Source organism: Helicobacter sp. NHP19-012 (genome assembly GCF_019703325.1).
Classification (GTDB): Bacteria; Campylobacterota; Campylobacteria; order Campylobacterales; family Helicobacteraceae; genus Helicobacter; species Helicobacter gastrofelis.
Map to the genome: position 1 here is coordinate 276,091 of NZ_AP024819.1, position 24,833 is coordinate 300,923.

At 48.7% G+C, this 24,833-nt stretch carries 25 protein-coding genes and 2 pseudogenes; 5 read left to right on the plus strand and 22 right to left on the minus strand.

Annotated features, from left to right (window positions below; translation table 11 throughout):
* Window positions 1–61 precede the first annotated feature (61 nt).
* Both rho and murI read left to right on the plus strand, forming a co-directional pair.
* The gene (gene rho, locus K6J74_RS01385) at window positions 62–1,360 is read left to right on the plus strand and encodes a transcription termination factor Rho (protein ID WP_221272149.1); all 1,299 of its coding nucleotides are present in this window, start codon (window positions 62–64) and stop codon (window positions 1,358–1,360) included.
* Window positions 1,357–2,109 carry a glutamate racemase gene (murI, locus tag K6J74_RS01390; protein ID WP_221272150.1) on the plus strand — a complete coding sequence of 251 codons (753 nt, stop codon included), beginning with the start codon at window positions 1,357–1,359 and terminating at the stop codon, window positions 2,107–2,109. The genes rho and murI overlap by 4 nt, the downstream gene beginning before the upstream one ends.
* An 81-nt stretch (window positions 2,110–2,190) precedes the next feature.
* Here murI and K6J74_RS01395 read toward each other — a convergent pair whose 3' ends face one another.
* Window positions 2,191–3,498: an outer membrane family protein gene (locus K6J74_RS01395; RefSeq protein WP_221272542.1), complete on the minus strand. Its 1,308-nt coding sequence runs from the start codon at window positions 3,496–3,498 to the stop codon at window positions 2,191–2,193.
* Between the two features lie 91 nt (window positions 3,499–3,589).
* Window positions 3,590–4,951, minus strand: coding sequence for an outer membrane family protein (locus K6J74_RS01400; protein ID WP_279346970.1), 1,362 nt, complete (start codon window positions 4,949–4,951; stop codon window positions 3,590–3,592).
* Window positions 4,952–5,059: 108 nt separating this feature from the next.
* On the opposite strand from K6J74_RS01400, the gene K6J74_RS01405 reads away from it, so the two are divergent.
* Entirely contained in the window at window positions 5,060–5,476 is a 417-nt protein-coding gene (locus K6J74_RS01405; protein ID WP_221272151.1) for a hypothetical protein, read from the plus strand.
* Here K6J74_RS01405 and mnmA read toward each other — a convergent pair.
* The 9 genes and pseudogenes from mnmA to K6J74_RS01450 all read right to left on the minus strand — a co-directional run bounded on the left by mnmA (window position 5,473) and on the right by K6J74_RS01450 (window position 13,509).
* The gene (mnmA, locus tag K6J74_RS01410; RefSeq protein WP_221272152.1) at window positions 5,473–6,510 is read right to left on the minus strand and encodes a tRNA 2-thiouridine(34) synthase MnmA; all 1,038 of its coding nucleotides are present in this window, start codon (window positions 6,508–6,510) and stop codon (window positions 5,473–5,475) included. The genes K6J74_RS01405 and mnmA overlap by 4 nt on opposite strands.
* Window positions 6,473–7,189, minus strand: coding sequence for a MotE family protein (locus K6J74_RS01415; protein ID WP_260321633.1), 717 nt, complete (start codon window positions 7,187–7,189; stop codon window positions 6,473–6,475). The genes mnmA and K6J74_RS01415 overlap by 38 nt, the downstream gene beginning before the upstream one ends.
* Window positions 7,182–7,616: a flagellar export protein FliJ gene (locus K6J74_RS01420; RefSeq protein WP_260321634.1), complete on the minus strand. Its 435-nt coding sequence runs from the start codon at window positions 7,614–7,616 to the stop codon at window positions 7,182–7,184. Before K6J74_RS01420 ends, K6J74_RS01415 begins: the two co-directional genes overlap by 8 nt.
* Window positions 7,613–8,817: pseudogene (locus K6J74_RS01425) on the minus strand (adenylosuccinate synthase). Before K6J74_RS01425 ends, K6J74_RS01420 begins: the two are co-directional and overlap by 4 nt.
* Before the next feature lie 11 nt (window positions 8,818–8,828).
* On the minus strand, window positions 8,829–9,764 hold the full coding sequence (locus K6J74_RS01430) for a ribose-phosphate pyrophosphokinase (protein WP_221272153.1): 936 nt from the start codon (window positions 9,762–9,764) through the stop codon (window positions 8,829–8,831).
* On the minus strand, window positions 9,765–10,259 hold the full coding sequence (locus K6J74_RS01435; protein ID WP_221272154.1) for an HIT family protein: 495 nt from the start codon (window positions 10,257–10,259) through the stop codon (window positions 9,765–9,767).
* A 9-nt stretch (window positions 10,260–10,268) separates the two neighbouring features.
* Window positions 10,269–11,714 (minus strand): Mur ligase family protein, encoded by a 1,446-nt coding sequence (locus K6J74_RS01440; protein ID WP_221272155.1) that lies wholly within the window; start codon window positions 11,712–11,714, stop codon window positions 10,269–10,271.
* A 14-nt stretch (window positions 11,715–11,728) separates the two neighbouring features.
* Complete coding sequence (locus tag K6J74_RS01445; RefSeq protein WP_221272156.1) at window positions 11,729–12,466, minus strand: EstV family lipase; 738 nt, start codon at window positions 12,464–12,466, stop codon at window positions 11,729–11,731.
* Window positions 12,466–13,509, minus strand: a complete 1,044-nt coding sequence (locus K6J74_RS01450; protein WP_221272157.1) for a D-alanine--D-alanine ligase — start codon at window positions 13,507–13,509, stop codon at window positions 12,466–12,468. The genes K6J74_RS01445 and K6J74_RS01450 overlap by 1 nt, the downstream gene beginning before the upstream one ends.
* 224 nt (window positions 13,510–13,733) lie before the next feature.
* On the opposite strand from K6J74_RS01450, the gene prmC reads away from it, so the two are divergent.
* The gene (gene prmC / locus K6J74_RS01455; protein WP_221272545.1) at window positions 13,734–14,567 is read left to right on the plus strand and encodes a peptide chain release factor N(5)-glutamine methyltransferase; all 834 of its coding nucleotides are present in this window, start codon (window positions 13,734–13,736) and stop codon (window positions 14,565–14,567) included.
* On the opposite strand, the gene nspC is transcribed toward prmC, so the two are convergent.
* From nspC to folD, 10 genes and pseudogenes are all read right to left on the minus strand, one after another.
* Complete coding sequence (nspC, locus tag K6J74_RS01460; protein ID WP_221272158.1) at window positions 14,564–15,763, minus strand: carboxynorspermidine decarboxylase; 1,200 nt, start codon at window positions 15,761–15,763, stop codon at window positions 14,564–14,566. The genes prmC and nspC overlap by 4 nt on opposite strands.
* Window positions 15,763–16,734 carry a chemotaxis protein gene (locus tag K6J74_RS01465; RefSeq protein ID WP_221272159.1) on the minus strand — a complete coding sequence of 324 codons (972 nt, stop codon included), beginning with the start codon at window positions 16,732–16,734 and terminating at the stop codon, window positions 15,763–15,765. The genes nspC and K6J74_RS01465 overlap by 1 nt, the downstream gene beginning before the upstream one ends.
* A 47-nt stretch (window positions 16,735–16,781) precedes the next feature.
* Window positions 16,782–17,882, minus strand: a complete 1,101-nt coding sequence (ychF, locus tag K6J74_RS01470; RefSeq protein WP_221272160.1) for a redox-regulated ATPase YchF — start codon at window positions 17,880–17,882, stop codon at window positions 16,782–16,784.
* Window positions 17,883–19,321, minus strand: a pseudogene (locus K6J74_RS01475) (leucyl aminopeptidase).
* Between the two features lie 16 nt (window positions 19,322–19,337).
* The gene (locus K6J74_RS01480; protein WP_221272161.1) at window positions 19,338–19,937 is read right to left on the minus strand and encodes a DedA family protein; all 600 of its coding nucleotides are present in this window, start codon (window positions 19,935–19,937) and stop codon (window positions 19,338–19,340) included.
* Between the two features lie 2 nt (window positions 19,938–19,939).
* Window positions 19,940–20,488 carry an adenine phosphoribosyltransferase gene (locus tag K6J74_RS01485; protein ID WP_221272162.1) on the minus strand — a complete coding sequence of 183 codons (549 nt, stop codon included), beginning with the start codon at window positions 20,486–20,488 and terminating at the stop codon, window positions 19,940–19,942.
* Between the two features lie 6 nt (window positions 20,489–20,494).
* Window positions 20,495–20,827 (minus strand): coiled-coil domain-containing protein, encoded by a 333-nt coding sequence (locus tag K6J74_RS01490; protein ID WP_082346437.1) that lies wholly within the window; start codon window positions 20,825–20,827, stop codon window positions 20,495–20,497.
* The gene (gene rpiB / locus K6J74_RS01495) at window positions 20,821–21,255 is read right to left on the minus strand and encodes a ribose 5-phosphate isomerase B (protein WP_221272163.1); all 435 of its coding nucleotides are present in this window, start codon (window positions 21,253–21,255) and stop codon (window positions 20,821–20,823) included. Before rpiB ends, K6J74_RS01490 begins: the two co-directional genes overlap by 7 nt.
* Window positions 21,256–22,137: a signal peptidase I gene (lepB, locus tag K6J74_RS01500; RefSeq protein ID WP_221272164.1), complete on the minus strand. Its 882-nt coding sequence runs from the start codon at window positions 22,135–22,137 to the stop codon at window positions 21,256–21,258.
* Window positions 22,138–22,156: 19 nt separating this feature from the next.
* Complete coding sequence (gene folD / locus K6J74_RS01505; protein ID WP_221272165.1) at window positions 22,157–23,005, minus strand: bifunctional methylenetetrahydrofolate dehydrogenase/methenyltetrahydrofolate cyclohydrolase FolD; 849 nt, start codon at window positions 23,003–23,005, stop codon at window positions 22,157–22,159.
* A gap of 59 nt (window positions 23,006–23,064) precedes the next feature.
* On the opposite strand from folD, the gene K6J74_RS01510 reads away from it, so the two are divergent.
* Window positions 23,065–23,433, plus strand: a complete 369-nt coding sequence (locus tag K6J74_RS01510) for a c-type cytochrome (protein ID WP_260321635.1) — start codon at window positions 23,065–23,067, stop codon at window positions 23,431–23,433.
* Here the strand turns inward: K6J74_RS01510 and thiC are convergent.
* Window positions 23,430–24,764 (minus strand): phosphomethylpyrimidine synthase ThiC, encoded by a 1,335-nt coding sequence (thiC, locus tag K6J74_RS01515; RefSeq protein ID WP_221272166.1) that lies wholly within the window; start codon window positions 24,762–24,764, stop codon window positions 23,430–23,432. The genes K6J74_RS01510 and thiC overlap by 4 nt on opposite strands.
* Window positions 24,765–24,833: the final 69 nt, after the last annotated feature.

The following is a 24,833-nucleotide window of genomic DNA, read 5'->3' on the forward strand; positions in this document are numbered from 1 at the left end:
TTTTAATGTTTAGCTTCCCTAAAATGAGGCTTCTAGTTGTTATACCCACATAAGGATTGATATGGCCGACCACCATAAACAAAAAACCCACATCCCTGTGAGCGGATACCGCATTGAAGAATTGCGCGCCCAGCCCACAGAAAAACTTTTAGAAATCGCTAATGAGCTGAAAGTGGAGAACCCCCAAGAGTTTAAACGCCAAGATTTGATGTTTGAAATCCTTAAAAACCAAGTCAGTCAAGGGGGGTATATCCTCTTTACGGGGATTTTAGAAACCGCCGGGGATGGGTATGGGTTTTTGCGTGGGCTGGATGGCAGCTTTTCAGACAACCAAAACGACACCTATGTGAGCCACTCACAGATCAAACGCTTTGCCCTGCGTAATGGCGACATTGTCACCGGGCAAGTGCGCGCACCTAAAGATCAAGAGAAGTATTACGCTTTGCTAAAAATTGAGGCAGTGAATTACCTCCCCCTGGATGAAATCCGCCACCGCCCGCTCTTTGACAACTTAACCCCCCTATTCCCCACCGAACAGCTAAAACTTGAGTATGAGCCGACCAAGGTTACAGGGCGCATGCTCGACTTATTTAGCCCCATGGGTAAAGGCCAAAGGGCACTCATTGTCGCCCCGCCGCGCACGGGTAAAACGGAGTTGATGAAGGAGCTCGCGCATGGGATCACCTACAACCACCCCGAAGTGGAGCTCATTATCTTATTAGTCGATGAGCGCCCCGAAGAGGTTACGGACATGCAAAGAAGTGTCAATGGGCAAGTCTTTAGCTCCACCTTTGATCTGCCCTCCACCAACCACATACGCATCGCTGAATTAGTCCTAGAGCGGGCAAAGAGGCGGGTGGAAATGGGTAAAGATGTGGTGATTTTATTAGATTCAATCACCCGTTTAGCGCGGGCTTACAATGCGATCACGCCCTCAAGCGGGAAGGTGTTAAGCGGGGGCGTGGATGCCAACGCCTTGCATAAGCCCAAACGCTTTTTTGGCGCGGCGCGCAACATTGAAGAGGGGGGGAGTTTAACGATTATTGCCACCGCCTTGATCGAAACGGGCTCACGCATGGATGAGGTGATTTTTGAAGAGTTTAAAGGCACGGGCAATAGCGAGATCGTGTTAGCCCGTAGCATTTCCGATCGGCGCATTTACCCCGCCTTTGATGTGCTCAAATCGGGCACCCGTAAGGACAATATCTTGCTAGGTAAAGACACCCTAACCAAAGTGTGGGTGCTTAGAAATGTGATGCAACAAATGGACGATGTGGAGGCGTTAAACTTCATTTACTCCAAAATGCAAACCACGAAGGACAACCAAGAGTTCTTAAAACTTATGCAAGAGGGTTCTTGAAAGTCGGGGTGTTTGACAGCGGGGTGGGGGGCTTAAGCGTTTTAGAAAGCCTATTAAAAGCCCGCTTGTTCGAGCATATTATCTATTATGGCGACACCGCCCGCGTGCCCTATGGCCCTAAAGACCCCGCCACGATCGCCAAATTCTCCCTAGAGGCGTTGGATTTCTTTTTGCCCTTTGACATTGACATGTTGATCGTGGCGTGCAATAGCGTGAGTGCGTGGGCTTTACCGGCAATGAGGGCTAAAACAAAAATCCCCATTGTGGGCGTGATTGAGGCGGGGGTGTTAGCGATCACACAGAGCACGCCCAAAAACGCGCCCATTCTAGTGCTTGGCACTAAAGCGACCATTAACTCCGGGCGTTATGCAAGAGAGCTTAAAGAGCAGGGCTATGACTTCGTGCAGAGTCTAGCCACGGGCTTATTCGTGCCCTTGATTGAAGAGGGGGTGCTAGAGGGCGCACTGCTAGAGGCGTGCATGCAGCATTACTTCACCCCCCTAACAAGCGCGCCGGCTGTGGTGGTGTTAGGTTGCACGCACTTTCCTTGGATTTCTACCCCCTTGCAAACCTATTTTAAAACCCGCTTCAATACCCCCGTGCGCTTGGTACATTCAGGCGAGGCGATCGTGGCGCGTCTAGAGCAAGTCTATGGCTTACGCCCACACACAGACACAAAACTAGAACTCTTTGCTAGCGGCGACAAGGGGCTTTTAGAGCAATTAGCTAAAACCCTAAAAGTTCTTTAATCGCCAAATCTCCATTCCATCCATACGGGCGGCTGGCGGTGCAAGGCGACGCGCTTAGGACTTGAAATAAGAGGGCACAACTTAAATCTGCAAATCATAGCTGATCGAAGTCATCACATAACTACGATCTTGTGTAGTGGGGGCAAAATCGGGATTAGGGGCTTTAAAGTAAGCGACTTTATAGCCTCTGTGCATCATCACTTCATAGCCATTGAGGCGTAGCATGAGGTGTATGTGCTTACCCCATTTATATTCACAAGTAAGCCCTAGACTTTGGGCATTGGCTCTTGGAGAAAAGGTGAGTTTACCTAGCAAATACCAAGAGAAATTGTTAAACTTGCCCCCCACTCTAGCGTGCAAAGTAAGGGCGTTGGCATCGTAAAGGTTGGTGTAAGCATCCTCATAGGGGGTGTCATCGGTCGTGTCAAAGGACACAGGCGAGCCATTCCAGCCCAGCTGGGCATTAGAGTTGCCAAAGTTTTTATACACACCCCAACCGATGTAGTAGTTTTTGTAATACAGTCTTTGGCGCACGAGCAAAGTAGCGGTGTCTGTGCCGATTAAATTACCCCGATAGTAAGTCTTGGCTAGAGCGCGGCTGTAAATGGGAAACCATGCATAAATATCACTTTGGATTTTAAACTGCCCGGGGTTAAACACGGCACTTAACTGCACGCCCGGGGCATTGAAGTTCTTAGGGTAAAACCAAAAGAAAGGCATGAGAGTGAAGTGCTTGGTGTTATAAGCTAGGCTTATAGCGTGCATGCCGTAATTGACTCGTCTGCCATCGCTAAATTTATAGCTCACGGGGGCGTAGAAGTCGCGGATAAACTGGATGTTCGCTAAACCCCTGCCATAGGTGCTAAACCATCTAAGTTTGAATTTGCCTAAATGCAAAAAGAGGGTAAAGCCCTGATTGTAACCGCGCAAAAACAACGCTTCAGGGCTTAAATACCGCCCCGCCTTGATCCCAAAAATGTCTTTGTAGGTATAACTTAGATAGGCGTTGTATAAAATGTAGTTTTTGGCGTGGGACTCGTCTTCTTCGCGTGTATGCCTCCAAGGGGCGTTCATTAAATAGCCCTCCCAACGCCCCATGTAATACCAGTTTGCTGGCTCAAATATCCCGTTTTGATTCTTTAGAGCTTTAGTTGAATCGTAAGCAAGCCCCCCGATCTCTCCCCCAAGCCCCACTTCAAGTTTTTGATTCTCCACAGATTTAGGCAATAAATTCGCGTTCACTTCTAAAGCCCCGATTGTGGTTACATAACTGCCTGTGGGATAAAGCCCCTTATTTGTATTAATAGGAGCATTGTTAAAGCCGATACGTGAGAAAGAGCCGACGCGCCCTGAGATTTTATAATCTAGGGCTTGTAGGTGTGTGGTCATTAGAGGGAGAAGAAGAGCGAGATTTTTTCCTTTCAACTCAGCTCCTTTTGTTGTGGAGTTGTGTAAGAAATGAATTATATAATAAAAACTCTTAAAAGTCGTAGCCTACGGAGGTCATTATATAGCTGCGATCTTGGGTGTTGGCGAGAAATTTTGGGTTGTAGCCTACAGAAAAATCCCCCACTTTATAACCCCTATGTATGCTAACTTCGTAGCCATTGATTTTAAACATCAAATGGGTGCGTTTGTTTAAGTCATATCTTAAGGTCAGCATGAGGCTTTTAGAGTCGTCTCTAGGTGATTGTATGACTTTACCTAGAAGTTGCCAGGAAAAGTTTTGGTACTTAAAGCCCACATAGCCAAAGACCGTAAGAGAGTTCGCATTGTATAGATTAGAATAAGCTTTTGCATAGGGGGTGTTGTCTTTGGTGCCAAAGGGGACGGGTAAACCGGTCCAGCCAATACACGCGCTAGCATTGCCAAAGTTTTTATACACCCCCCAACCAAAGTTATAGTGATCTATTATGTTGAAGTGTTGGTAGATGAGTAGGCTAGCCGTGTCTGTCCCCACCAATGCACTCCTAAAGTATCTGTGTGCCATATAGGAGTCATAAATAGGGAACCACGCATAAAAGTGGGTGTGGATTGTCCAACTATGGGTATGGACTAAATCAAAGTCAAATTGCAACCCCGGGGCGGTGTAAAGCTTGGGGTAAAACCACACAAAGGGCATGAGAGTTAGATGTTTGTGTTTGTAGATAAGACTTAAAGAGTGCAGCCCGTAGTTGGTGTGGCGGCCATCGGCAAATTTGTAGCTGATGGGGGCGTAGAAGTCGCGGATATACTGTAGGTTAGAGCGTGCCCGCCCATAGGAACTAAACCACTGCAAGGTCCATTCACCAAAGTGCAAAAAGATTTGGATACCCTGGTTGTACCCGCTTAAGAAAAGCGCGCGGCTTCTGTAACGCCCAAGTTTAAAACCAAAATGATCTTTATAGCTGTAGTCTAAATATAGGGTGTGCAGCACAAAATCGCGCGCATGCATGGCGGTTTCATAACGGGAGTGCTTCCAAGGAGCGTCCATAAAATAGCCCTCCCAACGCCCCATGTAATAATAGTTTGCCGGCAAAAAACCCTTTTCTAGCCCGCTCGTGTCTGTTAAAACCCGCGTGGAGTCATAGGTTAAAGCCCCGATCTCTGCCCCTATCGCCGCTTTTAGTTTGTGGTTTTTTACAGATTTGGGCAAGAGATCCACGCCAAGTTGCAAAGATCCCACTAAGGTTACATAACTGCCCGTGGGGTAAATCCCTTTTGCTGTGTTGATGGGGCTGTTGTTAAAGCCAATGCGGGAGAACGAGCCCACCTGCCCCGAGATTTTATAATTTAGGGCGTGCAGTTGAGTAGCAAAAGTAGAGAAAGACAAGGTGCAGAAGGTGAGGACTTTTTGTATCAAACAAGGCCATAAATCTATGAGATTGTGTAAAATATGGATTATACAATAAAATTATTTTGGTTTTGCCTTGAGATAAACAACCATTTTCATAAGAATCTAAGATTTGGCATGCTAGAATGCGTGCGGTTTTTAGGAAAACGTAGGGAGTTGTTCGATGGGGTATTTAAGCCATTAATTTTGGCGGCTCTAGTGAGCCGTCTGTCTGCGTATGTGGCTGTGGGGTATGCTGAAGGTAAGCAAGTACCTTTGCGCCCTATGAAGTTAACCGTGCTGAGTGTGCAGGCTCTAGCAAGTGCCAAACAAAAGCAGCAGCTTTTAGAGAAGCGGATAGTGCAAGAGGCGATTTTGGCGACCGAGCGTGTCCTTAAGCGTCTAGCCACTTATAGGGCTTTAGATATACGCTCAGATCAGTACGATGGGTTTGTGGGCAAATGCCAAAAGCATGTCAATGTTTACTTTCCCATCAGTAACGCCTCCACGGAGTTGCAGAGTGATTACCATGTCAGTTTCCATTGGCGCTTTTAGGCGCTCTTGGTAATGATCCCTCCGCCTAGCACGCAATCTTTTTCGTAGACCACAAGAGCTTGCCCTAGAGCCACGCCATAGACGGGTTCGTTAAAGTGGGCTTTGATGGTGTCGCCCTCTAGGTGCACTTGGGCTTTGGTGGGTGTGCTTCTATAGCGCACTTTCACTAGATACTCCCCTTCTTTAAAGCTTTCAGGTAGGGATTTGTTCTCAGCCTCTAGGTTGAAAACCGCCAAATCTTGCTTTTCGCCCACAATGATCTCGTTTTTAGTTGCGTCAATGCCCACCACAAAGTGCGGCGTGTGTGCGCCCTTCACGCTAAAGCCCTTACGCTTGCCGATGGTGTAGTGCATGTAGCCCTTGTGTGTGCCCACTACCTGTCCGCTTAAATCTCTAACCACCCCCTCACAATCCACTTCTATATGTTCTTTAAGCGTGTCGATATAGGATTTCTCCACAAAACAAATTTCTTGTGACTCTTTATAACTCTGTAAATCCCCCAAAAAGGGCATGGCTGCTAGGGCTTTGGGTTTGATTTCGCTTTTAAGCAAATCGCCTAGGGGGAAGAGCAGCGCGTCTATCGCCCTTTGAGGTAGGGCGTATAAAAAATAGCTCTGATCCTTGCTTAAATCAGCGGCTTCTCTAATCCTTAGCATCCCCTGCACCTGCTCTAAACGGGCGTAATGTCCTGTGGCGATCTTCTCACAGCCCTTACTTAGGGCAAAGTCCAACCCTAGCCCAAATTTCATCAAGGGGTTACACAGGGCGCAGGGGTTTGGGGTTTGCCCCATTTTGTAGGTGTCTATGAAGGCTCGATACACCTTCTCTTTAAACGCCTCCTTTAAATCCACCACCTCAAAGGGGATCTTCAAAAACTTGGCCACCGCCTCGCAATTTTTAATGTAGTGGGCGTGTTTTTCCTCCTTGCTATGCAATTTCAAATACACCCCTAATAGGTCGTGTCCGGCTTGTTTCAACAAATACGCGCTATAAGAGCTATCCACCCCTCCGCTCATCAAAACAGCGATTTTCATCATTCATCCTCATCTTTGGGTTTAGGCGGTGGGGGGGTGGGGGTGGGGCTTTAAAAGGGGGTCCTTTTTGCAGCATTTCGGTCAAACTCGCCGCCTTGGCTGGGTCCATCTTGGCTAAGATTTTGCCCATGTCTTTTGCCTCTAATTTAGATAAAATCGTGGCAGCCTGATCGACGGGCATGTCTTGCAAAATGGGCGCAGCTTTGGAGTCCTTCATTTTGGCGTAGGTCGTGGCGACTTTGGAAGTGCTCGCCTCTTTGATTTCTTTTAGTAGTTTCTCGTTTTGCGCCATAAGTTTTTTTAGATCCTTTTCTTTTTGTGCTTGCAGGTCCTTAAACGCCTTCTCTTTTGTCTCAAATTCTTTTAAGCGGGTGTCTAAGGCTTTTTCCCTCGCGGCGACTTTGGCGTTGCGCTGATCTAAGAGGCTTTGAGTCTGCTCTTGCAAATTCTGCAGGGTAAGCGCGCGCTCTTGCAAGAGTTGTAGTTGGTTGTTGATCTCGGCTTTGCGGGATTCAAAAATGGCGTTGCATTGCAAAAACTGCTGGGACTTGGCGTTTGCACCCTTGGGGGTTTCTGGGCTAGAAAAGGATCTGGCGGGGGGGTTTTTTGTGCTCTGCGGAGCGGGCGCATCTGCTAAGAGTAGCCCCACGCACACCGCATAAAGAGCAAGGCTACGCACGGCGCGCCTTTTGTTTGCGGTAAAAGACCTCAGATCCGATTGCGTCCATTTGTTTCGCCTCCTCTTTCTCCAGCTTTTGCGCCATTTTTTTGAGCTCTAGGGTGTATAAATACTGCAATTTCTCATATTCTATACACGCATTTTTATAGAGTTCCCTTAAGTGGGTGTCTATGCCCTTAAGCTCGCTGATCTCTAGCCCCACTTGGTCTATGGCATATAGGTAGTTCTTTTTGAGGCTATTACACTGGGCGAAGGCGGCCATGTTGGCTTGCATGGGCACGCCTAGAGTGTTGAGTTCGCTAATCAAGCCTTGTTGTTCCTCTTGCTTGGCGTGGATTTTAGAGAGGTTGGCGGCAATGTCTGCCTCACAGCGTTGCATGGCTTGCTTTTTGACATGCACTAGGGCTTTAAAGGTCTTCAAGTTCATGGCAACAGCACCATGTTTTCGCGCTGTGGGCTGGTAGAGATAGAGCTGATTTTCACCCCGATGAGCTCTTGCAGGGCGAGGATATACTCCTTAGCCTCTTTAGGCAGGGCGTTGAACTCACCCACCCCCGCACTGCGCTCCCACCCCCTAAAGCGCTTGTAAATGGGCTTTGCCCCCTCCAAACTGGGGTTAGAGTTCTCATAGCCCACGCCCACTAAAATTTCCTCTAAGCCATCCAAGACATCGAGCTTCATTAAAGCAAGTTCACTGCACCCATTGAGGCGGCAAGCGTATTTGACCGCCACCGCGTCAAAATACCCGCACCGCCTCGCTCTGTTTGTGGTGGTGCCATACTCATGCCCCTTTTCTCTCAAATACGCCCCCACCTGCCCTAAATCCTCTGTGGGAAAGGGCCCTAGCCCCACGCGCGTGCAATACGCCTTAGCCACCCCAATGATTTTATCAATATCTTTCACGCTAAGCCCGCTCCCACTGCACGCCCCCGCTGCAATCGTGGTCGAGCTAGTTACAAAGGGGTAAGTGCCAAAATCCACATCGAGCATGCTCCCCTGCGCGCCCTCTAGTAAAATCTTTTGGTTTTGATCCACCGCCTCCCATAAAAGCGCAGTGGTGTCTGTGGTGTAGGGCAACACCTGAGGCGCATAAGCCATTAAATAATCTTCAAGGGCTGCGAGCGTGGGCAGGTCTGGGGTGTTGGCGTGTGCGCTTAGGTGGTAGGCGAGCTTGTCTTTTAAGAGTTTGGGCTCTCTTAAATCCCCCACTCTAAGCCCCACCCGTCCGATCTTGTCTTGATAAGCGGCCCAATGCCCTTCTTGGTCGTGCCGATCGCGCTTTGGGTGCCCTCGGTGCGGACATCTTGCATGGGGTGGTGGGGCAAGATCAAATGCGCCCGATCGCTCACAAACAGCCGCCCCTTTAAATCTCCAAAGGGCTGCATTTCCTCCACCAAAGCGTCCAAAGCCACCACCACACCATTACCAATCACATTTTTACACTGCGGGTAAAGCACGCCCGAGGGGATCAAGTGCAGGGCGTGGGTCTTGCCCTTAGCCACGATCGTGTGTCCCGCGTTGTGTCCGCCTTGAAAGCGCACCACAAAATCGTAATTAGGGGCCAGCCGATCGACTAACTTGCCCTTGCCCTCATCGCCCCACTGCACCCCCACAACTACATCAGCCATTTCACTTCCTTTCACATAAAGAGCGAATGCACGCTCTCGTTGTGGTAAATCCTGCGGATCACCTCAGCAAACAAGGGAGCAACACTTAGCACCGTGATTTTGGCGTGCTTGCCCTTGTGCGGGATCGAGTTGCTCACCACCACCTCATCCAGCGCACTCTCTTGAATCCGTTTAATGGCGTTGCCACTCAGCACCGCATGCGTGCCGATCGCCATCACCGAGTGCGCCCCCCTAGCCTTTAACATCGCTGCCGCCTTGCAAATGGTGCCTGCAGTATCGACCATGTCGTCGATCAAAATCACATCGCGTTTATTGACATCGCCGATGATGTTCATCACCTCCGCCTCGTTGGCGCGCTCGCGGCGTTTATCCACAATGACTAAATCCAACCCCATTTGGCTAGCAAAATACCTAGCCCTTGACACCCCGCCAATATCCGGGCTCGCCACAATGGGGTTTTTAAACGCCCGCGACAAAATGTAATCCCTAAAGACGATCGAGCCGTAAAGATTATCCACCGGGATGTTAAAAAAGCCCTGGATTTGCCCGGCGTGTAAGTCCATGGTGATGATGCGATCGATCTGCACACTTTGCATTAAATCCGCCACAAGTTTAGCGCTGATGGGCACCCTGGGCGCGGCTTTACGATCCTGCCTAGCGTAGCCAAAGTAGGGAATCACGGCGGTGATCGAACTCGCGCTGCTGCGCTTGAGCGCGTCTACCATGATCAAAAGTTCCATTAGGTTGTCGTTCACCGGGGCGCAAGTGGGCTGGATGATACACACATCGCGCCCCCTCACCGACTCGCTGATCTGCACATTGATCTCCCCATCGCTAAAATGCCCCAAGATCGCCTTAGACAAGCCCACATTTAAATGCCGCGCCACTTCCTTGCTAAAACTCGGGTGTGCGCTCCCGCTAAAGATTTTAAAACTGCGCGTTCTCATTTAAACTCCTACAAAGTGATCCACTGCTTTGGCTTTCAGCGTGGTGTAAATCTCTTCAAAGTCCACTCCATAAACACGGGTTTGGGCGATGCTTGTCATAAAATTCGTGTCCTTGGCAAAACGGGGGACCAAGTGCCCGTGCAAATGCGGCGCAATGCCCGCCCCCCCTGCGTCTTTGATATTAAAGCCCAAATTCACGCCTTGAGCCCCAAAGGCATACAAGAGCTGCACCCCCTCATACAGGCGTTTTTGTAGGTGCAACCACAGCTCTAGCCCTAAGCCCTCTGGGCTGTCTTGGTGGGTGTGCGGGATCACCATGAAATGCCCGGGGGTGTAGGGGTAGCGGTTCATCACCACAAAACACAAAGAATCTCTAAAGAGCACATGGTTTTTAAGGTCATCTTTAGGATTCTGGCTAATGGCGCAAAAGACACATTCAGGCGCATTTTCCCCCACGAGGTAGGGGCTGCGCCACGGGGCGTATAGGTGGTCCATCACACTTCCTTAAATGTAGTTGGGGGCATCGTTGGCAAATAAGATCAAGTCCTTGGCAAAGGTGATGGTTTGCAACACCTGCTCGAGTTGGCTTTTATCCTGCAAAAATACCTTTTGTGGGCGCTTTATTTGCTGGGTAAAAAGATCGGCGTTGAGCTCCCCGGTAACCACCACGATGTCAAACACCTCTTCAATGGCTTGGGCTAGGGCAATGTTAGACTCAGTGTCGCTCTCTACGAGTCCGGGCGTTACAATCACCTTACGCCCGGGATAAAGGCTAGCAAGCCGCACACTTTCTAGCATACCCCTTAAATTGCCATTGAAACCATCATCGATGATGAATTTGTCATTGACATGCAAGGGGTGCAGGCGGTGGGGCACGGGTTTAAGCTTAGACACGAGCCTTTGTAGCTGCTCTATGGTAAGTTCAAAGTAACGCCCCACCAGCACCGCTAAAGCGATGTTGTCCACATTAAACGCCCCAAGGATTTTGGTTTCAAAAGGCACCCACGCATTGTCTAAAAAGAGCTCAAAGCTGGTCCCCTCTAAATTGGCAACCACGGAGCGCACCTGCCCAGGGTAGGGCTGGATTTTATTTTCAATCCCACCATAAAAGGGCTCTAGGGGGTTGTTTTCGTGGCAGAAAGCACGGATGAGGCGAGAGGATTGCAAAATCTCGGCCTTGGTTTGGTAGATGTTGTCCATGTTTTTAAAATACTCAATGTGTTGGTTGCCGATCTCGGTGATGATGGCGTAGTGGTGGGCTAGGAGTTTAGAAATCGCCTTGATATCGCCCTTTTGGCGCGCCCCAGCTTCAGCGATGTAGATGGTTGCGCTCTCTTCTAGGTTGTTGTTGATGTCTTGACTCAGACCTAAAAGCGTGTTGACGCTGCCTAGAGAGCTGTAGATTTTATAGCGGCTTTGCAGTATTTGGTAAAGGTAGTTCTTCACGCTGGTTTTGCCAAAGCTGCCCGTGATGGCGATGATTTGTAAATCCTCCATGCGCCTTAGTTTGTCTTCGGCAAGGTGGACATAACCATTAGAGATCAAACTCTCCATAGCCTTGTAGGCGGTGTGCACGAGCACGATCAGCAAGAGATACAGCCCAAAAAAGCTTTGGTTGTAGGCGTAGACCAAAAGCGCATCCGTGGATAAAAAGAGCAATAACAGTGCGAAAAAGCGCCCCACGCGGGGGGTAAAAACTAGAGGCTTGTCTAGGCGACCACGCCAAATGAGCAGAGTGGGCAACTGCACCCCCCCCACAAAGACCATGAACACCAAGTCCCACCCCTTAAGCTGCGTAAGCACAAAAACCACTAGGGGCAGCAAGGCGTGCAACAGGTGCCAACGCCGCTTGTGGTGCTTGGTGAGCACTCTGGCAAAGCTGTAGTTATACCACTGCAACAAAGTGATTAAGTAATAATTTAAGCCCAAAATAAAACCCCAAAGGGCCATCCATTTTAATGTGTCTAGTATGCTTCACCCCACTCTTTTAAACATTGTAAAAATTCCCCCTCCACTTGCGCCCCCTGCCTGAGGAAAAAGTAATGATCCCCCTTAAGCACCACAAAGCGGTTGGTCGGCATTAAAGAGGCGATCTTTTGCCCGGCTTCTAGCGGCGTAGCCATGTCCTCTTGCCCCCACACAATCAGGGTCTTTTTTGTGCAGGCTTGAAACTTGGGGGCAAAGTCCTCTTGCACTGTGTGTTTAAAGGTTTCATACATGGCAGGGTTGAGGTTATCCGCGTCCTTGCTTTTAAGCAGGCTCAGTGCCTTTTTAAGCCCGATGGATTTTAAGACTTTGGCGCATTTGATTTTCAAGCGGGTGTGAAAGGATTTTGGCATTAAAATCCCTGCACTGCTAAGAAGGATGAGATACAAACTCTCACACAATAGGGCGACCTTGCCCCCAAAGCTGTGCCCCATGGCGGTGTTGATCTTCACTTGCAAAGAGTGGCAAAACGCGTCCACAATCTTGGCGTAATCTAGGGGGGTTAAAAAGGTGTGGTTAGGGCTTTTGCCAAAGCCGGGCAAGTCTAGGTAGAAATGGTTAAAGGCTTGAAAATAGGGCTTAAAGGCTAGTTGCATGAGTTCCTTAGAGCTGCCCCAACCATGCAAGATGAGGAGGTTTTGGGGGGCTTTATGGTCGCAAAAATCGTAGGCAACTTCAAAATCTACCCCCTTGTAAGAGATGGTGCGTTTGGCCATTATTTGGCTTTTCGGATTTGGTTGATGTAGTTGTAGGTGATGGGGATGTGGGGGGGCTTGGGGAGCTCTACACACCCTAGGATGTGGGCAAAGTCTTCAAAGAGATAATGCGCAAGGCTGCCCGGGATGGGGTTGATCTCGTTTAAATACACCTCATTGTCGATCACAAAGAAGTCGCAACGGATGATCGCCCCCACAAATAGCGGATCGTAAAGGGTTTTAAACACGGCGTGCATTTTTTCCTCCAAAGCGGGGCTAAGATCTGCTTTTGCCACCTTAGCCGTGCGTCCAAAATCCAAATACTTCTCCTCAAAGCTTAAAAAGTCCTTCTTTTGGGGCTCTTCAATGGTAGAGAACACAAAGACGCTCTCGCCCTCCTCTTGGATTTTGCACCCGGCTAGATTGTATTCCTTAACCCCCTTCTTAAAAGGCTCAACCAACACTTGGTTATCAAATTCAAACACTTCATCTAGCACAAAAGCAACTTCGCGCTCCTCTTTGATCACCCCGATGCCTATGGAGCTGCCTAAGCGGTTGGGCTTGACAATCAAGGGATAATCCATGGATTTTAGGGCGTTTTTGTTGTGGTGGTCTAAAAACACATAGGGCAGGGTAGCGATGCCCTTTTCTTTGGCGAGCATTTTAGTGAAGTGTTTGTTAAAACTAAGCACACTTGCCTCCACCCTAGGGCCGATGAACTTCACGCTAAAGAAGTCCAGCAAAGAAGCGAGTTTGCCATCCTCTCCATCTGCCCCGTGGATCAAATTAATGAGCGTGTTGAAGGCAACTTTCTTAGAACCTAATAAACCTTGCGTGTAAAAGCCATGCATTTTTAAGGTGATCTCGGGGCATTTTTTATATTGCCCTCTAGAAAAGAATTGCGCGCGCATGTCCTTTGGCTCGATCAAATAGAATTTATGCATCCCATCTAAAAAGATAAAAGCCTTGATGGATGCGCCCAGCACTTCCTTAAGCGCGATTGCGCTCACAATGCTGATCTCATGCTCAAAACTTTGACCGCCAAATAACAGCCCATATTCCACTTAAATCATCCTTGCAATAATGACCTAGAAAAGCCCCATTATACCCAAATCTCATAAAAATAAGCCCCTTACATGAGATATAAGGTTGTTTAGGGTAGAATGGGAGGCTAAAATTTAAGATAGGTTGCTAGGGTGTTTTTCAATCAGAATCAAGCCTCTTTTGCGCTTTGGTGGAGTTGGGGGTGTGTGTGCCTCCTCTAGACAACGCCAACGAAACAAGGCTCATGAACATCAATATTTCAAAAGCCCTCCATGAAGCCAAGAAGGTACTCAAAGACAAAGGTGTGCGCAACACTCTAGAATCCGAGTTGCTCTTAGCCCATGTGTTGGGTGTAGATCGGGTGTATTTGCACATCCACGCCCAAGAAGAGTTAGACCCCTTTGCCTTCGAACGTTTCATGCACATGGTCAGAATCCGCGCTAAGGGTAAGCCCATTGAATACATCACGCATGAGGTGAGCTTTTATGGGCGGGTCTTTTTTGTGGATGAAAGAGTACTTATCCCACGGCCTGAAACCGAGATTTTGGTGAGCCAAGCCTCAAAACTGATCCGAGATTATGGCATTAAAAGCGTGGTGGAAGTGGGGATCGGCAGTGGGGTGATTGCTGTAAGTTTGGCGATGGCAAATCCTAAAATCTCCATTTTAGCCACAGACATTTCTATGGATGCCCTAGAAGTGGCAGGCATCAACATCAGCACCTTTAATTTGCAAGGGCGTATCGAGTTGTTCCAAACCTCTTTACTCGAGGGCGTGGACATTAAAGCCCGCACCTTGGTGGTGAGTAACCCGCCCTATGTCCCCCTAGATTACCCTCTGGATGACTCCGTGCGTTACGAGCCAGAGATTGCGCTGTATGGGGGTGAGCATGGCGATGAGATTTTAAAAGTGCTGATCGAGGAAGCCGCTAACAAACGGGTGAAGTATCTAGCTTGTGAAATGGGCCACGATCACAAGGCTTCGTTAAGCGAGCATTTGGGGCTACAAAAATACCGCCCTAGCTTTTACACCGACTACGCCGGGCTGGATCGGGGCTTTGTCGCCATTAGGCAAGCCTAGTTGCGCTCTTTATAATCCTCGTATCCAAAACGCTTTAAAAGCTTAAAGTTTTCTCCATCCAGCAGCCCCAAAGAGGGCAAGGCGATGCCGTTGAAGGTGTTGTTTTTCACGATGGTGTAGTGCAACATGTCCTCAAACAAGAGTTTATCCCCCACTTGCAAGGGGCTTTTAAAGTGATAAGGCCCGATAAAATCGCCCGCCAAACAACTAGAACCGCCGAGCATAACCTCCCCCTGTGGATCAATTTCAGCCCTCTCTATCCCCTCTGCATTTAAGTGTAAGACTTGTGGGGTGTAGGGCATTTCTAGGCAGTCTGGCATGTGATTAGCCACACTAATGTCTAAAATGGCGATGTCCTTGTCATTGTGCACAATGTCTATGACACTGGCGAGCAAAAAGCCCGTCTGCCAGCCCACCGCCTCTCCCGGCTCTAAAAAAATATCTTGGATGTGTGGGTATTTGGCCCTAAAGTCGTAAATCGTGCTTTTAAGCACCCCCAAGTTGTAGCCCTCTTTGCTGATGTGTTGCCCACCCCCAAAGTTCATCCACTCCATTTTCTCAATCGCTGCACCAAAGTGCTTTTCGACATGCCTTAGGGTTTCTTGCAAGGCGGGCGCATCTTGCTCGCAATGCGTGTGGAAGTGCAAGCCGCTAATGCCCTCTAGCCCGTATGCTTGCGTACCCTCAGCAAAGGCGGCAGGCGTGATGCCTAGACGGCTACAAGGCGTACAGGGGTTGTAAATGGCGGGGCTCACCTCACTATAAAGGGGATTGACTCTAAGACCCATTTTAATGGGGGATAGCCCGAGTTTGTCGAGTTTTTGGTTTTTAAGTAAGATGGTGCTTTTATAGCGTTGGTATTGGGCAAAAGAGTTAAAAATGATGTGCGTGGCGATGGGCAAAATTTGTTGCATGTCGCTCTCTTTATACCCGGGGCTAAAGACGCAAATTTCTTTGCCACTTTCCCTAGAGCCAAATTCCTCATAAGCCAAAACCGCCTCATACACCCCACTCGCACAGCACCCGTGCAAGCTCGCCCGCACCCACTCAAAGCAACGCCAAAAGGCAAAGCCCTTCAGGGCAAGTAAAATTTTCACCTGCGCCTCTTGTTGCACCCGCTCCAATAGGGCTAAATTCGCCTTGAGTTTGCTTAAATCCAAAACATAGCAAGGGGAGGGGATGGCGTTGTAATCCATTAGGCGAGCCCAACCTGCATGAATTGCTTAACGATGCGCTCCACATCTAGGGGGTTGGACTTGGAGATGAAGTCATCGGCATGCAAAGAGCGCGCCATTTCTTCATTGCTGCTCCCGCTCATGGAGGAATTGACTACAATGGGGATGTTGATCGTGCGTTGGTCTAATTTCGCCCGTCTAATCACCTCAAACCCGCTCGCCTCGGGCATTTCTAGGTCAGTGATGATGAGCCCCACTTCCTCAACGGGGGTTTGGGGATCAAAGAGATAATCTAAAAGCTGTTTGCCATTGATAAAGTCTAAATGCTTGATCCCTAGTTTGTCTAAAATCACTTGCATGGTTTTGAGCACACTGGGCGAGTCGTCTGCCAAGAGCACCATTTTATCGCTGTAAAGTTGGCTGAGTTGGTCTAATTCCTCGTGGCTTTCTTGCTCAATCCAAGGAAAGACATCCACCAACATTTTTTCAATGTCCACCACCTGCACCAACCGCCCATCGAAGTAGCGGGTACGGCTCACTAATTTAGAATTGCCCGTGTTGCCCCCTACGCCCGCACTCTGCTCGATCTCTGTCCATTTTTTATTGAGAATGCGATCCGCCTCGTAGATGCGCACCCCAATGGTCCAACGCGAAAACTCGCAAATCATCACGATCTCATCCCCGTTTTCGTCTTTTTCAATGCGGTAGGGGCGCAAGTCCTTTTGCTTGTTATTGCTGTCGTAGTAAAACCACTTTTTCATATCGATGAGCGGGATGGTGAGCTCTCTTATGATGATGAGCCCTTCCACCAAAGAGTTAGGCTCATGGCTGATGATGGTTAAGCTCCCATTGTACTTCACCACTTCACGGATTTTAAAGACATTGACGGCGTATAAATCCTTGTTCTTGCCTAGGCGGAAGCAAAGTAATTGCAATTCATTGTTTTTATGCAGGCTTGTGACTTGATCGATGTGGGCTAAGTTGTTAGGCATTTTTATCCTTTAGCGTGCAACAAATGGTCTATTATAACAAGACATGACTAAACATTGAACCTAAAATGCATCACATCGCCATCTTGCACAATGTAGTCCTTGCCCTCGACACGTAAAGCACCTTTGGCTTTTGCCCCCGCCTCACCCCCATAGGCGATGAAATCCTCATAAGCGATCGTCTCCGCCTTGATAAAGCCCTTTTCAAAGTCCTTATGGATCACCCCGGCCGCTGTGGGCGCACTAGAGCCTTTGACAATTGTCCAAGCCCTAACTTCTTTCACCCCAGCCGTGAAGTAACTCATCAAGCCCAAAGCCTTAAAGCCTAAACTAATGACTTGATCTAGTCCGCTTGATTCCACGCCCAAACTTTGCAAAAACTCCAAAGCCTCGTTTTCATCCATCCCCACAAGCTCTTCTTCTAATTTGGCACACAGCACCACAAACCCCGCCCCTCTCTCTTGGGCTAAGGCTTGCACCTTTAGGGCGTGGGCGTTTAATCCGCTCACATGGGCTTCATCCACATTGGCGACAAAAATAACCTCTTTGGCACTCAAAAAACGCAATTCTTGATTTAAGGCAAGAAACACGGGGTGCTCTCTGTCTTTAAAACTGCTAGCGGGTTTGAGCTCGTTTAAATGGGCTAAAAGGGCGTTGGCGATCTCTAAACTCGCTTGGGCTTCTTTATTGCTTTTGGCAAGCTTAACAAGCCTTTCTAGGCGTTTTTGCAAGGTTTGTATGTCGGCTAAGATCAACTCCACCTCGATCGTTTCAATGTCGCTTAAGGGATTAACCTCTCCGCTCACATGCGTGATGTCATCGTCTTCAAAACAACGCACCACATGCAAAATCACAGCGCATTCTTTCACATGGGCTAAGAACTGGTTGCCTAGCCCCTCGCCCGCACTCGCCCCCTTAATTAAGCCCGCAATATCCACAAACTCTACGCTAGAGTGTTGGATTCTCTCAGGCTTGACAATATCCGCCAACGCCTTTAAGCGGGCATCGGGGACATCCACGATCGCCTTATTGGGATCGATGGTGCAAAAGGGGTAATTGGCACTTTGGGCGTTGGTACTCTTGGTTAGGGCGTTGAATAAGCTAGACTTGCCCACATTGGGCAAGCCCACAATGCCGACAGATAGCCCCATTTAGCCCAAAATATCCAAGACAAATTGAGTGCACATACGCACGCCCACACCGCTTGCCCCCGCCACATTGACATCCCATTCTTTTTCAATATAGGCAGGCCCGGCAATGTCAATGTGTAGCCATTTGTCTTTATAGGTTTCACGGATAAACTCGTTTAAGAAAAGCCCAGCGGTAACCGCCCCCCATAACGCACGGGGGTGATATTGGCGATGTCTGCCATTTTGGAGTCTAAGAGTTTGCGTAAGTGGCGGTTAAAGGGCAATTTGGCGACCAACTCCCCACTTTTAAGGGCGGATTCTTCAAACTGGGTTTTGAGTGCCTCATTATTGCCCATGATCCCGCTGGTGTAAGAGCCAAGCCCCACCACGCACGCCCCCGTGAGTGTAGCAAAATCCACGATCAAATCGGGCTCTAAATCTTGGGCAAAACTCAAGCAATCAGCAAGCACCAAACGCCCCTCTGCGTCTGTGTTACGCACCTCTATGCTCTTGCCCTCTTTGGAGATCAAAATGTCATCGGGGCGGTAAGAACTGCCAGAGATCATGTTTTCTGCCAAGCCTAGCACGGCATGCACCTCTGCCTCGGCGTGCAAATGGGCTAGGGCGTTGATGGTGGCAAGCACCGCACACGCCCCGCCTTTATCGGCTTTCATGGTGAGCATAAACTCAGCGGTTTTAATGCTAAGACCGCCACAATCATAGGTCAAGCCCTTACCCACTAAAACGATCTTTTTCTTGGCGTTTTTGGGCTTATAGACCAAATGCACGAGTTGTGGGGGGTTAGCTGAAGCGGCATTCACGGCTAAATAAGCGTTCATGCCCTTTTCTTTTAAATAATCCTCCCCATGTATGAAGCACTCTAGCCCGTTCTTTTCGGCCAAGTCTTTGGCTTTCTTAGCGACATAGGGGGCATTGGCGACATTGGGGGTGTTCACCAAATCACGCGCGAGATTCACATGCTCAACCATGATTTTTGATTTGTCTAGGACTTTTTGCAAGGATTTTAAATGTTGCTCTCCGCCTAAAGCCACCACCACTTCTTGCAAATGGGCTTTGCTTTTCTTTTCTTTGTAGGTTTCAAATTCATACATGCCAAATTGCAGACCGGTGAAAATCGCCTCCATTGTCTCTTCTAGGGCGTGTTTATGCACGCTGTGTTTGGCGGTGTAAAGCCCGATTTTTGCGCTTTTCACGCATTTTTTGAGCGCACGCACAGCGTTAAACGCCGCTTCTCTAAATAAATGCACATCGCTTTGCGCCACGCCCACATACAGAGCCTCGTTTTTTTGATCCCAAAACACGCCCTCGCCCTCGTAGTTGTGGGTTTGCAACAAATGCGGATCTAGGGCTTTGCTTAAATCCTTTTCTATGAGAAAAACAATCGCAATATCCGCCTTAGCCGCCTCAAAAGAAGCCTTCTCTAGTTTGACAGAAAACATCCGTATCCTTTCTATGCTATTGGATTTTTTGGATTTTTTGATCCATTTTTTTGGTGTGGGTTTGGAAATACCACGCCACAAACCCCAAAAACACCAATAATATTAGTATAAATACATAAGGATAACGCTTAATCAACTCTAGCAAATCAAAGAGCTGTGCGCCAAAATACCACGCCAAAACGATCGTGATCGAAGCCCACACAAAGGCGCTTAAAAGATTAATGGCGGCGAATTTAAGGGCGTTGTAACGGGTGAGCCCAATGCTAATGGGGATGATCGTGCGCATGCCATACATGTAGCGCTGGATAAAAATCACAAACCAGCCGTATTTTTGTAAGAGCAAATGTGCTAGAGCGAGTTTACGGCGTTGCTTTTCTAGCTTTTTGTTTAAATAGGTTTTGCTCGTGCGTCCAATGTGAAAATACATTTGATCCCCACTAAAGCCCCCAAGAGCCGCCACGCTGATCGCCAAAAAGACATTCATGTGCCCCTCATAACATGCCATGCCCGCTAAAATCAGCCCGATCTCCCCCTCTAAAATGCTCCAAAAAAAGAGGATCACATAGCCCCAACTGGCGGCGTAGTTGTTCCACAGCTCTAAAATATAGGCTTCCATGCCTATTTGTCGTACTCCAACACACTAAAGGTACTCACTCTCTCAGCGACTTTCTCCAAGCCCCCAAACTCATTTAACGAGATCAAAAAACACGCCTCCACGCAATGCGCTTGCATTTGCTCCAAAAGCTCTAAGCTCGCTAAAGCCGTGCCCCCCGTGGCGATCAAATCGTCGATCAGCACAACATGCGCATCGTTGAGTTCCCTAAAGGCATCGGCGTGGATTTCTATGGTGTCCGTGCCATACTCCAGCTCGTAGGATGCGCTTAGGGTTTGGTAGGGCAGTTTGCCCTGTTTGCGGATAGGCACAAAGCCCGCTTGCAAAGCGTAAGCTAAAGCTGCGCCCAAAATAAACCCCCTTGCCTCAATCCCCACAACAAAATCCACGCCATGCAATTTATAGCGATCCTTAAGTGCATCTATGAGCGTGCCAAAGAGCATGGGGTGGTTGATTAAGGGGGTGATGTCTTTAAAGAGCACCCCGGGCTTGGGGTGGTTTGGCACCTCCCTTATGGCTTCCTTTAATTGGGCTTTTAATTTTTGGCTAAACATAGTTCCTCACAATAGGGCTTCGATTTTTTGTTCTAATTCGCGGATGCGGGCTTTGTATTTGTCGGTTTCTAGGCGGTATTGGGCGTTGCGCTGTTTTAAAACCTTAACTTCATCTTTTAGGGCATTCATTTCATGGGTTAAAATGTCAATGTTGCCCAAAGAGCGCTGGAGCTGCAATTGGTGCTTTTGGATCAGCACCTCCGCCTCTTGCAAGGTGAGTTTCATAGAAGCCGAGTATTTTTCTTGGCGTTTAGCCACCGAGCGGTAAAAGAAAGTCCGTACCGCCATGTAGGCCACAAACAACACCACAAGGGTGATGACCATCCATTGCGCTAACACTTTAAACCCTCGATTTTTTCTAAGCGGGTGCTGTGCCGCCCGCCTTCAAACTCCGTCTTTAAAAAAACCTCCACTATATCTAACGCCACCCCAAAGCCCACGACATTTTGCCCTAGACATAAAACATTGGCGTCGTTATGCAACCGCGCCATTTTAGCCATGTAGGCATCGCTACATAGAGCCGCACGGATGCCCTTAAAGCGATTGGCCGCAATGCTCATGCCAATCCCGCTCCCACACACCAAAATGCCCCTGGCGTCTTTCTTGTCTAGCAGAACTTGCACCACTAAATGGGCGTAATCGGGGTAATCCACCCGCTCGCCTGCCTTTGGCTGATATATCTCTAGGCTGTGGCTGCTTTTGAGCCGCTGCTCTAAAAAGGCGCACAAGTTTAACCCCGCATGGTCGCAACCCAAGATCACATGCATTCAGTCCTCCCGTGTGGGTAAATGGTGTCTTTCTGTCATTTGTGCCTCTAGCCCCTCCACGCTTTTAAACATCCGTTGCCAGCGCACGGTGAATTTGTCTTTAGGTTTTTGCCCCGCCTCTATGCTATTAGATAAATTTAAACTAAAGTAAATGAACCACGGCGTGCCCACAATGTGGCTGTAGGGCACACTCCCCCAAAAGCGCGAGTCGCTGCTGTCATCGCGGTTATCGCCTATCATAAAGTAATGATCGGGAGCGATTTTAGAGTAAAAGGCGTTTTCGCCATCTAGGTCTATGAGCTCCATGCTCACGCCCATTTGGCTTTGCAGCTGGTGGCTGGCAAGGGCGAGCATGATGGGGTAGGTTTGGTTGTGTTTGCTGTAAAAAATGCCTAAATGCTTGTCCTCATAGGGCGCAAAGACAAAGTCCTTACCCAAGAATTGCTGCACCTTGTGCTTGGCAAAGTGCTTAGAAATGTAATTAGGATCAGTGTCGCTTTCTTTGGGGTGCAAGTAAAAGCCATCTTGTTTAAAAATGACCTCATCGCCCCCGGTGGCAAAAAGCCGTTTAACATAGTAGCCCTTATTTGTGGGAGGGATGAACACCACCACCTCGCCCCTTTGCGGGCGTTTGCCCTCGATTAAATGCCCGTTGTGCTTAAAATCGGGCACCAAAGGAATGTCAAGCCATGGCAATCTTGGAATGGGGATGCCGTAACTGAATTTTTTTACAAAGAGCATATCCCCCTCGTAGAGTGTGCCGACCATGGAGCGCGAGGGGATGATGAAGGCTTGCGCCACAAAGAAAATCGCCAAGAGCACTAAAATGATTGTCCCCGTCCAGCTCATCACAAAACGGCGCAACGCTTGAAAGAAACCCATAAAACCCCTTATTTAAAGTTTAAGCACAGCCCTTAGCGGCGTACAAAGTGTTTTGCAACAAACAAACAATTGTCATCGGTCCTACACCTTTAGGCACAGGGGTGATAAAACTCACTTTGCTTTTAAGCCCCTCAAAGTCCGCATCGCCTATGACCTTGCCCTTTACTTTATTAATGCCTATATCTACGACCACCGCTCCCTCTTTGACCATGTGCGCTTTTAAGAGCTTGGGCTGTCCCACGCCAATACACACAATGTCGGCGTTTTTGGTGTAAAGGCTAATGTCTTTCGTCAAAATGTGGCATAAACTAATCGTCGCCCCGGCATTTAGCATTAAGGATGCTAAGGGCTTACCGATGATATTGCTCGCCCCCACAATCGCCACATCTTTACCCTTGACTTCGATTTTGTAATGCTCTAAAAGCTGCATTATCCCCATTGCGGTTGCGGGCAAAAAGCCCGTGTATAGGCTGTTAGAATACACCCGCCCCACATTCAAGGGGTGGAAACCATCCACATCTTTATGTGGGGCGATCGCCTCGATCACCCGCCTCGTGTCTACATGTTTAGGTAGAGGCAGTTGCACCAAAATCCCATGCACGCTAGTATCGTGGTTGTAACGCTCTAACAAGTTTAATAATTCTGCTTGGGGGGTTTGCTCGGGCAGGGTTTCTAGTACGCAATCTATCCCCACCCGTGCGCAGGCTTTGGCTTTCATATGGACATACAGCACGCTGGCGTCGTCTGTGCCGACCAACACCACCACGAGCTTAGGGCAAATATGCCGGGTTTCTTGCAGAGTCCGCACCTCCTGGCGCAAAGCCTCTTCTTTTAAGCGTGCCAGCGCATAGCCATCTAGTAAAACCATCGCCCAACTTACTTTGAATTTTTACGCTATTATAATCAAAAATTATTGAAAGAAATGGCTTGCTTAAACAAAGTGTGCTTTTAATCGGCGTTTTGCTTGGGTGTCTCTTTGGGGCGGACAAGCCCAAAGACGGCAGTTTCATCACCATTTTAGAGTATGGCAAAGAGCTTTACAACAACCCTAGAAACATCAGTTGCGTGAAGTGCCACGGGATCAGTGGGCAGGGGCAGGTCATCACCCGCTACACCACCGCCACCAACCAAGAGCGCATTTTTAAAGCCCCCTCCATCGACAACTTCGCTAATGTTACAGATTTTGCCAACGCCCTCGATCGGGCTAAATCCATCATGCCCCGCTATAACCTCACCCCCGATGAGATCAAAGCGATTTACTACTACCTCCGCTCCACTAAGGACAAACAGCCCTAAGCCCCCTTGTAATTTTTGAAAATGTCTTGGCTCACCTTGTAGCTGCAAAACTTAGGCCCGCACATGGAGCAAAACTCGGCTTCTTTGAAAACTTCTTGGGGCAAAGCCTCATCGTGGTATTCTCTTGCCCGATCGGGATCTAAGGCGAGCTCAAATTGCTTGTTCCACTCAAAGGCATAGCGCGCATCGCTCATCAAATCATCGCGCACGCGGGCATGGATGCGCCCCCTGGCGATGTCGGCGGCATGGGCGGCGATTTTATAGGCTAAAATCCCTTCTCTAACATCTTTGGCATTAGGTAAGCCTAAATGCTCTTTAGGTGTTACATAGCAAAGCATCGCCACACCCTTGTAAGCCGCCAAGCACGCTCCGATCGCACTGGCGATGTGATCGTAGCCGGCCGCAATGTCGGTAACCAAGGGTCCTAGCACATAAAAGGGGGCCTCGTTACACAATTCTTTTTGCAGTTTGACATTGCGCTCGATTTGATTTAGGGGCACATGCCCGGGGCCCTCAATCATCACCTGTACATCCTTTTCATAGGCCCTCTTAGCTAACTCACCAAGCACCTTTAATTCAGCAAATTGCGCCATGTCGCTGGCATCAGCAAGGCAGCCCGGGCGCAGCGAATCGCCTAAACTCAAGGACACATCATACTCTTGGCAAATGGCTAAAATATCGTCAAAGGCTTCATAAAAAGGGTTTTGTTTGTGATAATGCATCATCCACGAAGCCATTAAACTGCCCCCCCGGCTCACAATCCCCATTTTACGCCGGCTCACAAAGGGCATGTGCTCGAGCAAAAACCCGCAGTGGATGGTGAAGTAACTCACCCCTTGTTTGGCTTGTTTTTCTAGCACGGCTAGCATGGTGTCAATATCTAGTTTCATCACATCGTTATTCACATCGTGCAAGATTTGGTACATGGGCACCGTGCCAATGGGCACGCTTGAGGCGGCGATGATTTCCTTTCTAATCATATCCAAATCCCCACCCGTGGACAAATCCATCACCGTGTCCGCCCCGTATTTAATGGCAATTTGCAATTTTTCCACCTCCCCTTGAGCGGAATGGATGATCGCCGAGCTACCGATGTTGGCGTTGATCTTAGTCTTTAGCGCAATGCCTATTCCCATGGGCTCTAAATTCCTATGCTGGATATTTGCCGGGATGATTAAACGCCCTTTGGCGACCTCTTTTAGCACCAATTCGGGCTTAAGCTCCTCCACATTGGCGACATAGTGCATTTCTTCGGTGATGATCCCCTTTTTGGCGTAGTGCAGTTGGGTTTTAACGGGCTCTGTGCGCTTGTCTAGGTAATCTCTTGGCATACTTCTCCTTTGCTAAAAGCACCACACTAACACAAGCGTGTAAATGTAGGCTTAAAATCTGCCCTAACA

Excerpts from the sequence above, each read along its gene's own strand:
- mnmA (WP_221272152.1), bottom strand. The coding sequence starts at position 6,510 with ATGAAAATCGCTGTTTTGATGAGCGGAGGGGTGGATAGCTCTTATAGC.
- nspC (WP_221272158.1), bottom strand. The coding sequence starts at position 15,763 with ATGGATTACAACGCCATCCCCTCCCCTTGCTATGTTTTGGATTTAAGC.
- rpiB (WP_221272163.1), bottom strand. The coding sequence starts at position 21,255 with ATGCATGTGATCTTGGGTTGCGACCATGCGGGGTTAAACTTGTGCGCC.
- K6J74_RS01465 (WP_221272159.1), bottom strand. The coding sequence starts at position 16,734 with ATGCCTAACAACTTAGCCCACATCGATCAAGTCACAAGCCTGCATAAA.
- prmC (WP_221272545.1), top strand. The coding sequence starts at position 13,734 with ATGAACATCAATATTTCAAAAGCCCTCCATGAAGCCAAGAAGGTACTC.
- K6J74_RS01440 (WP_221272155.1), bottom strand. The coding sequence starts at position 11,714 with ATGGCCCTTTGGGGTTTTATTTTGGGCTTAAATTATTACTTAATCACT.
- thiC (WP_221272166.1), bottom strand. The coding sequence starts at position 24,764 with ATGCCAAGAGATTACCTAGACAAGCGCACAGAGCCCGTTAAAACCCAA.
- K6J74_RS01405 (WP_221272151.1), top strand. The coding sequence starts at position 5,060 with ATGCTAGAATGCGTGCGGTTTTTAGGAAAACGTAGGGAGTTGTTCGAT.
- K6J74_RS01430 (WP_221272153.1), bottom strand. The coding sequence starts at position 9,764 with ATGAGAACGCGCAGTTTTAAAATCTTTAGCGGGAGCGCACACCCGAGT.
- K6J74_RS01445 (WP_221272156.1), bottom strand. The coding sequence starts at position 12,466 with ATGGCCAAACGCACCATCTCTTACAAGGGGGTAGATTTTGAAGTTGCC.
- K6J74_RS01420 (WP_260321634.1), bottom strand. The coding sequence starts at position 7,616 with ATGAACTTGAAGACCTTTAAAGCCCTAGTGCATGTCAAAAAGCAAGCC.
- K6J74_RS01395 (WP_221272542.1), bottom strand. The coding sequence starts at position 3,498 with ATGACCACACACCTACAAGCCCTAGATTATAAAATCTCAGGGCGCGTC.
- K6J74_RS01480 (WP_221272161.1), bottom strand. The coding sequence starts at position 19,937 with ATGGAAGCCTATATTTTAGAGCTGTGGAACAACTACGCCGCCAGTTGG.
- K6J74_RS01435 (WP_221272154.1), bottom strand. The coding sequence starts at position 10,259 with ATGGACCACCTATACGCCCCGTGGCGCAGCCCCTACCTCGTGGGGGAA.
- K6J74_RS01485 (WP_221272162.1), bottom strand. The coding sequence starts at position 20,488 with ATGTTTAGCCAAAAATTAAAAGCCCAATTAAAGGAAGCCATAAGGGAG.
- folD (WP_221272165.1), bottom strand. The coding sequence starts at position 23,005 with ATGGTTTTACTAGATGGCTATGCGCTGGCACGCTTAAAAGAAGAGGCT.
- rho (WP_221272149.1), top strand. The coding sequence starts at position 62 with ATGGCCGACCACCATAAACAAAAAACCCACATCCCTGTGAGCGGATAC.
- lepB (WP_221272164.1), bottom strand. The coding sequence starts at position 22,137 with ATGGGTTTCTTTCAAGCGTTGCGCCGTTTTGTGATGAGCTGGACGGGG.
- ychF (WP_221272160.1), bottom strand. The coding sequence starts at position 17,882 with ATGGGGCTATCTGTCGGCATTGTGGGCTTGCCCAATGTGGGCAAGTCT.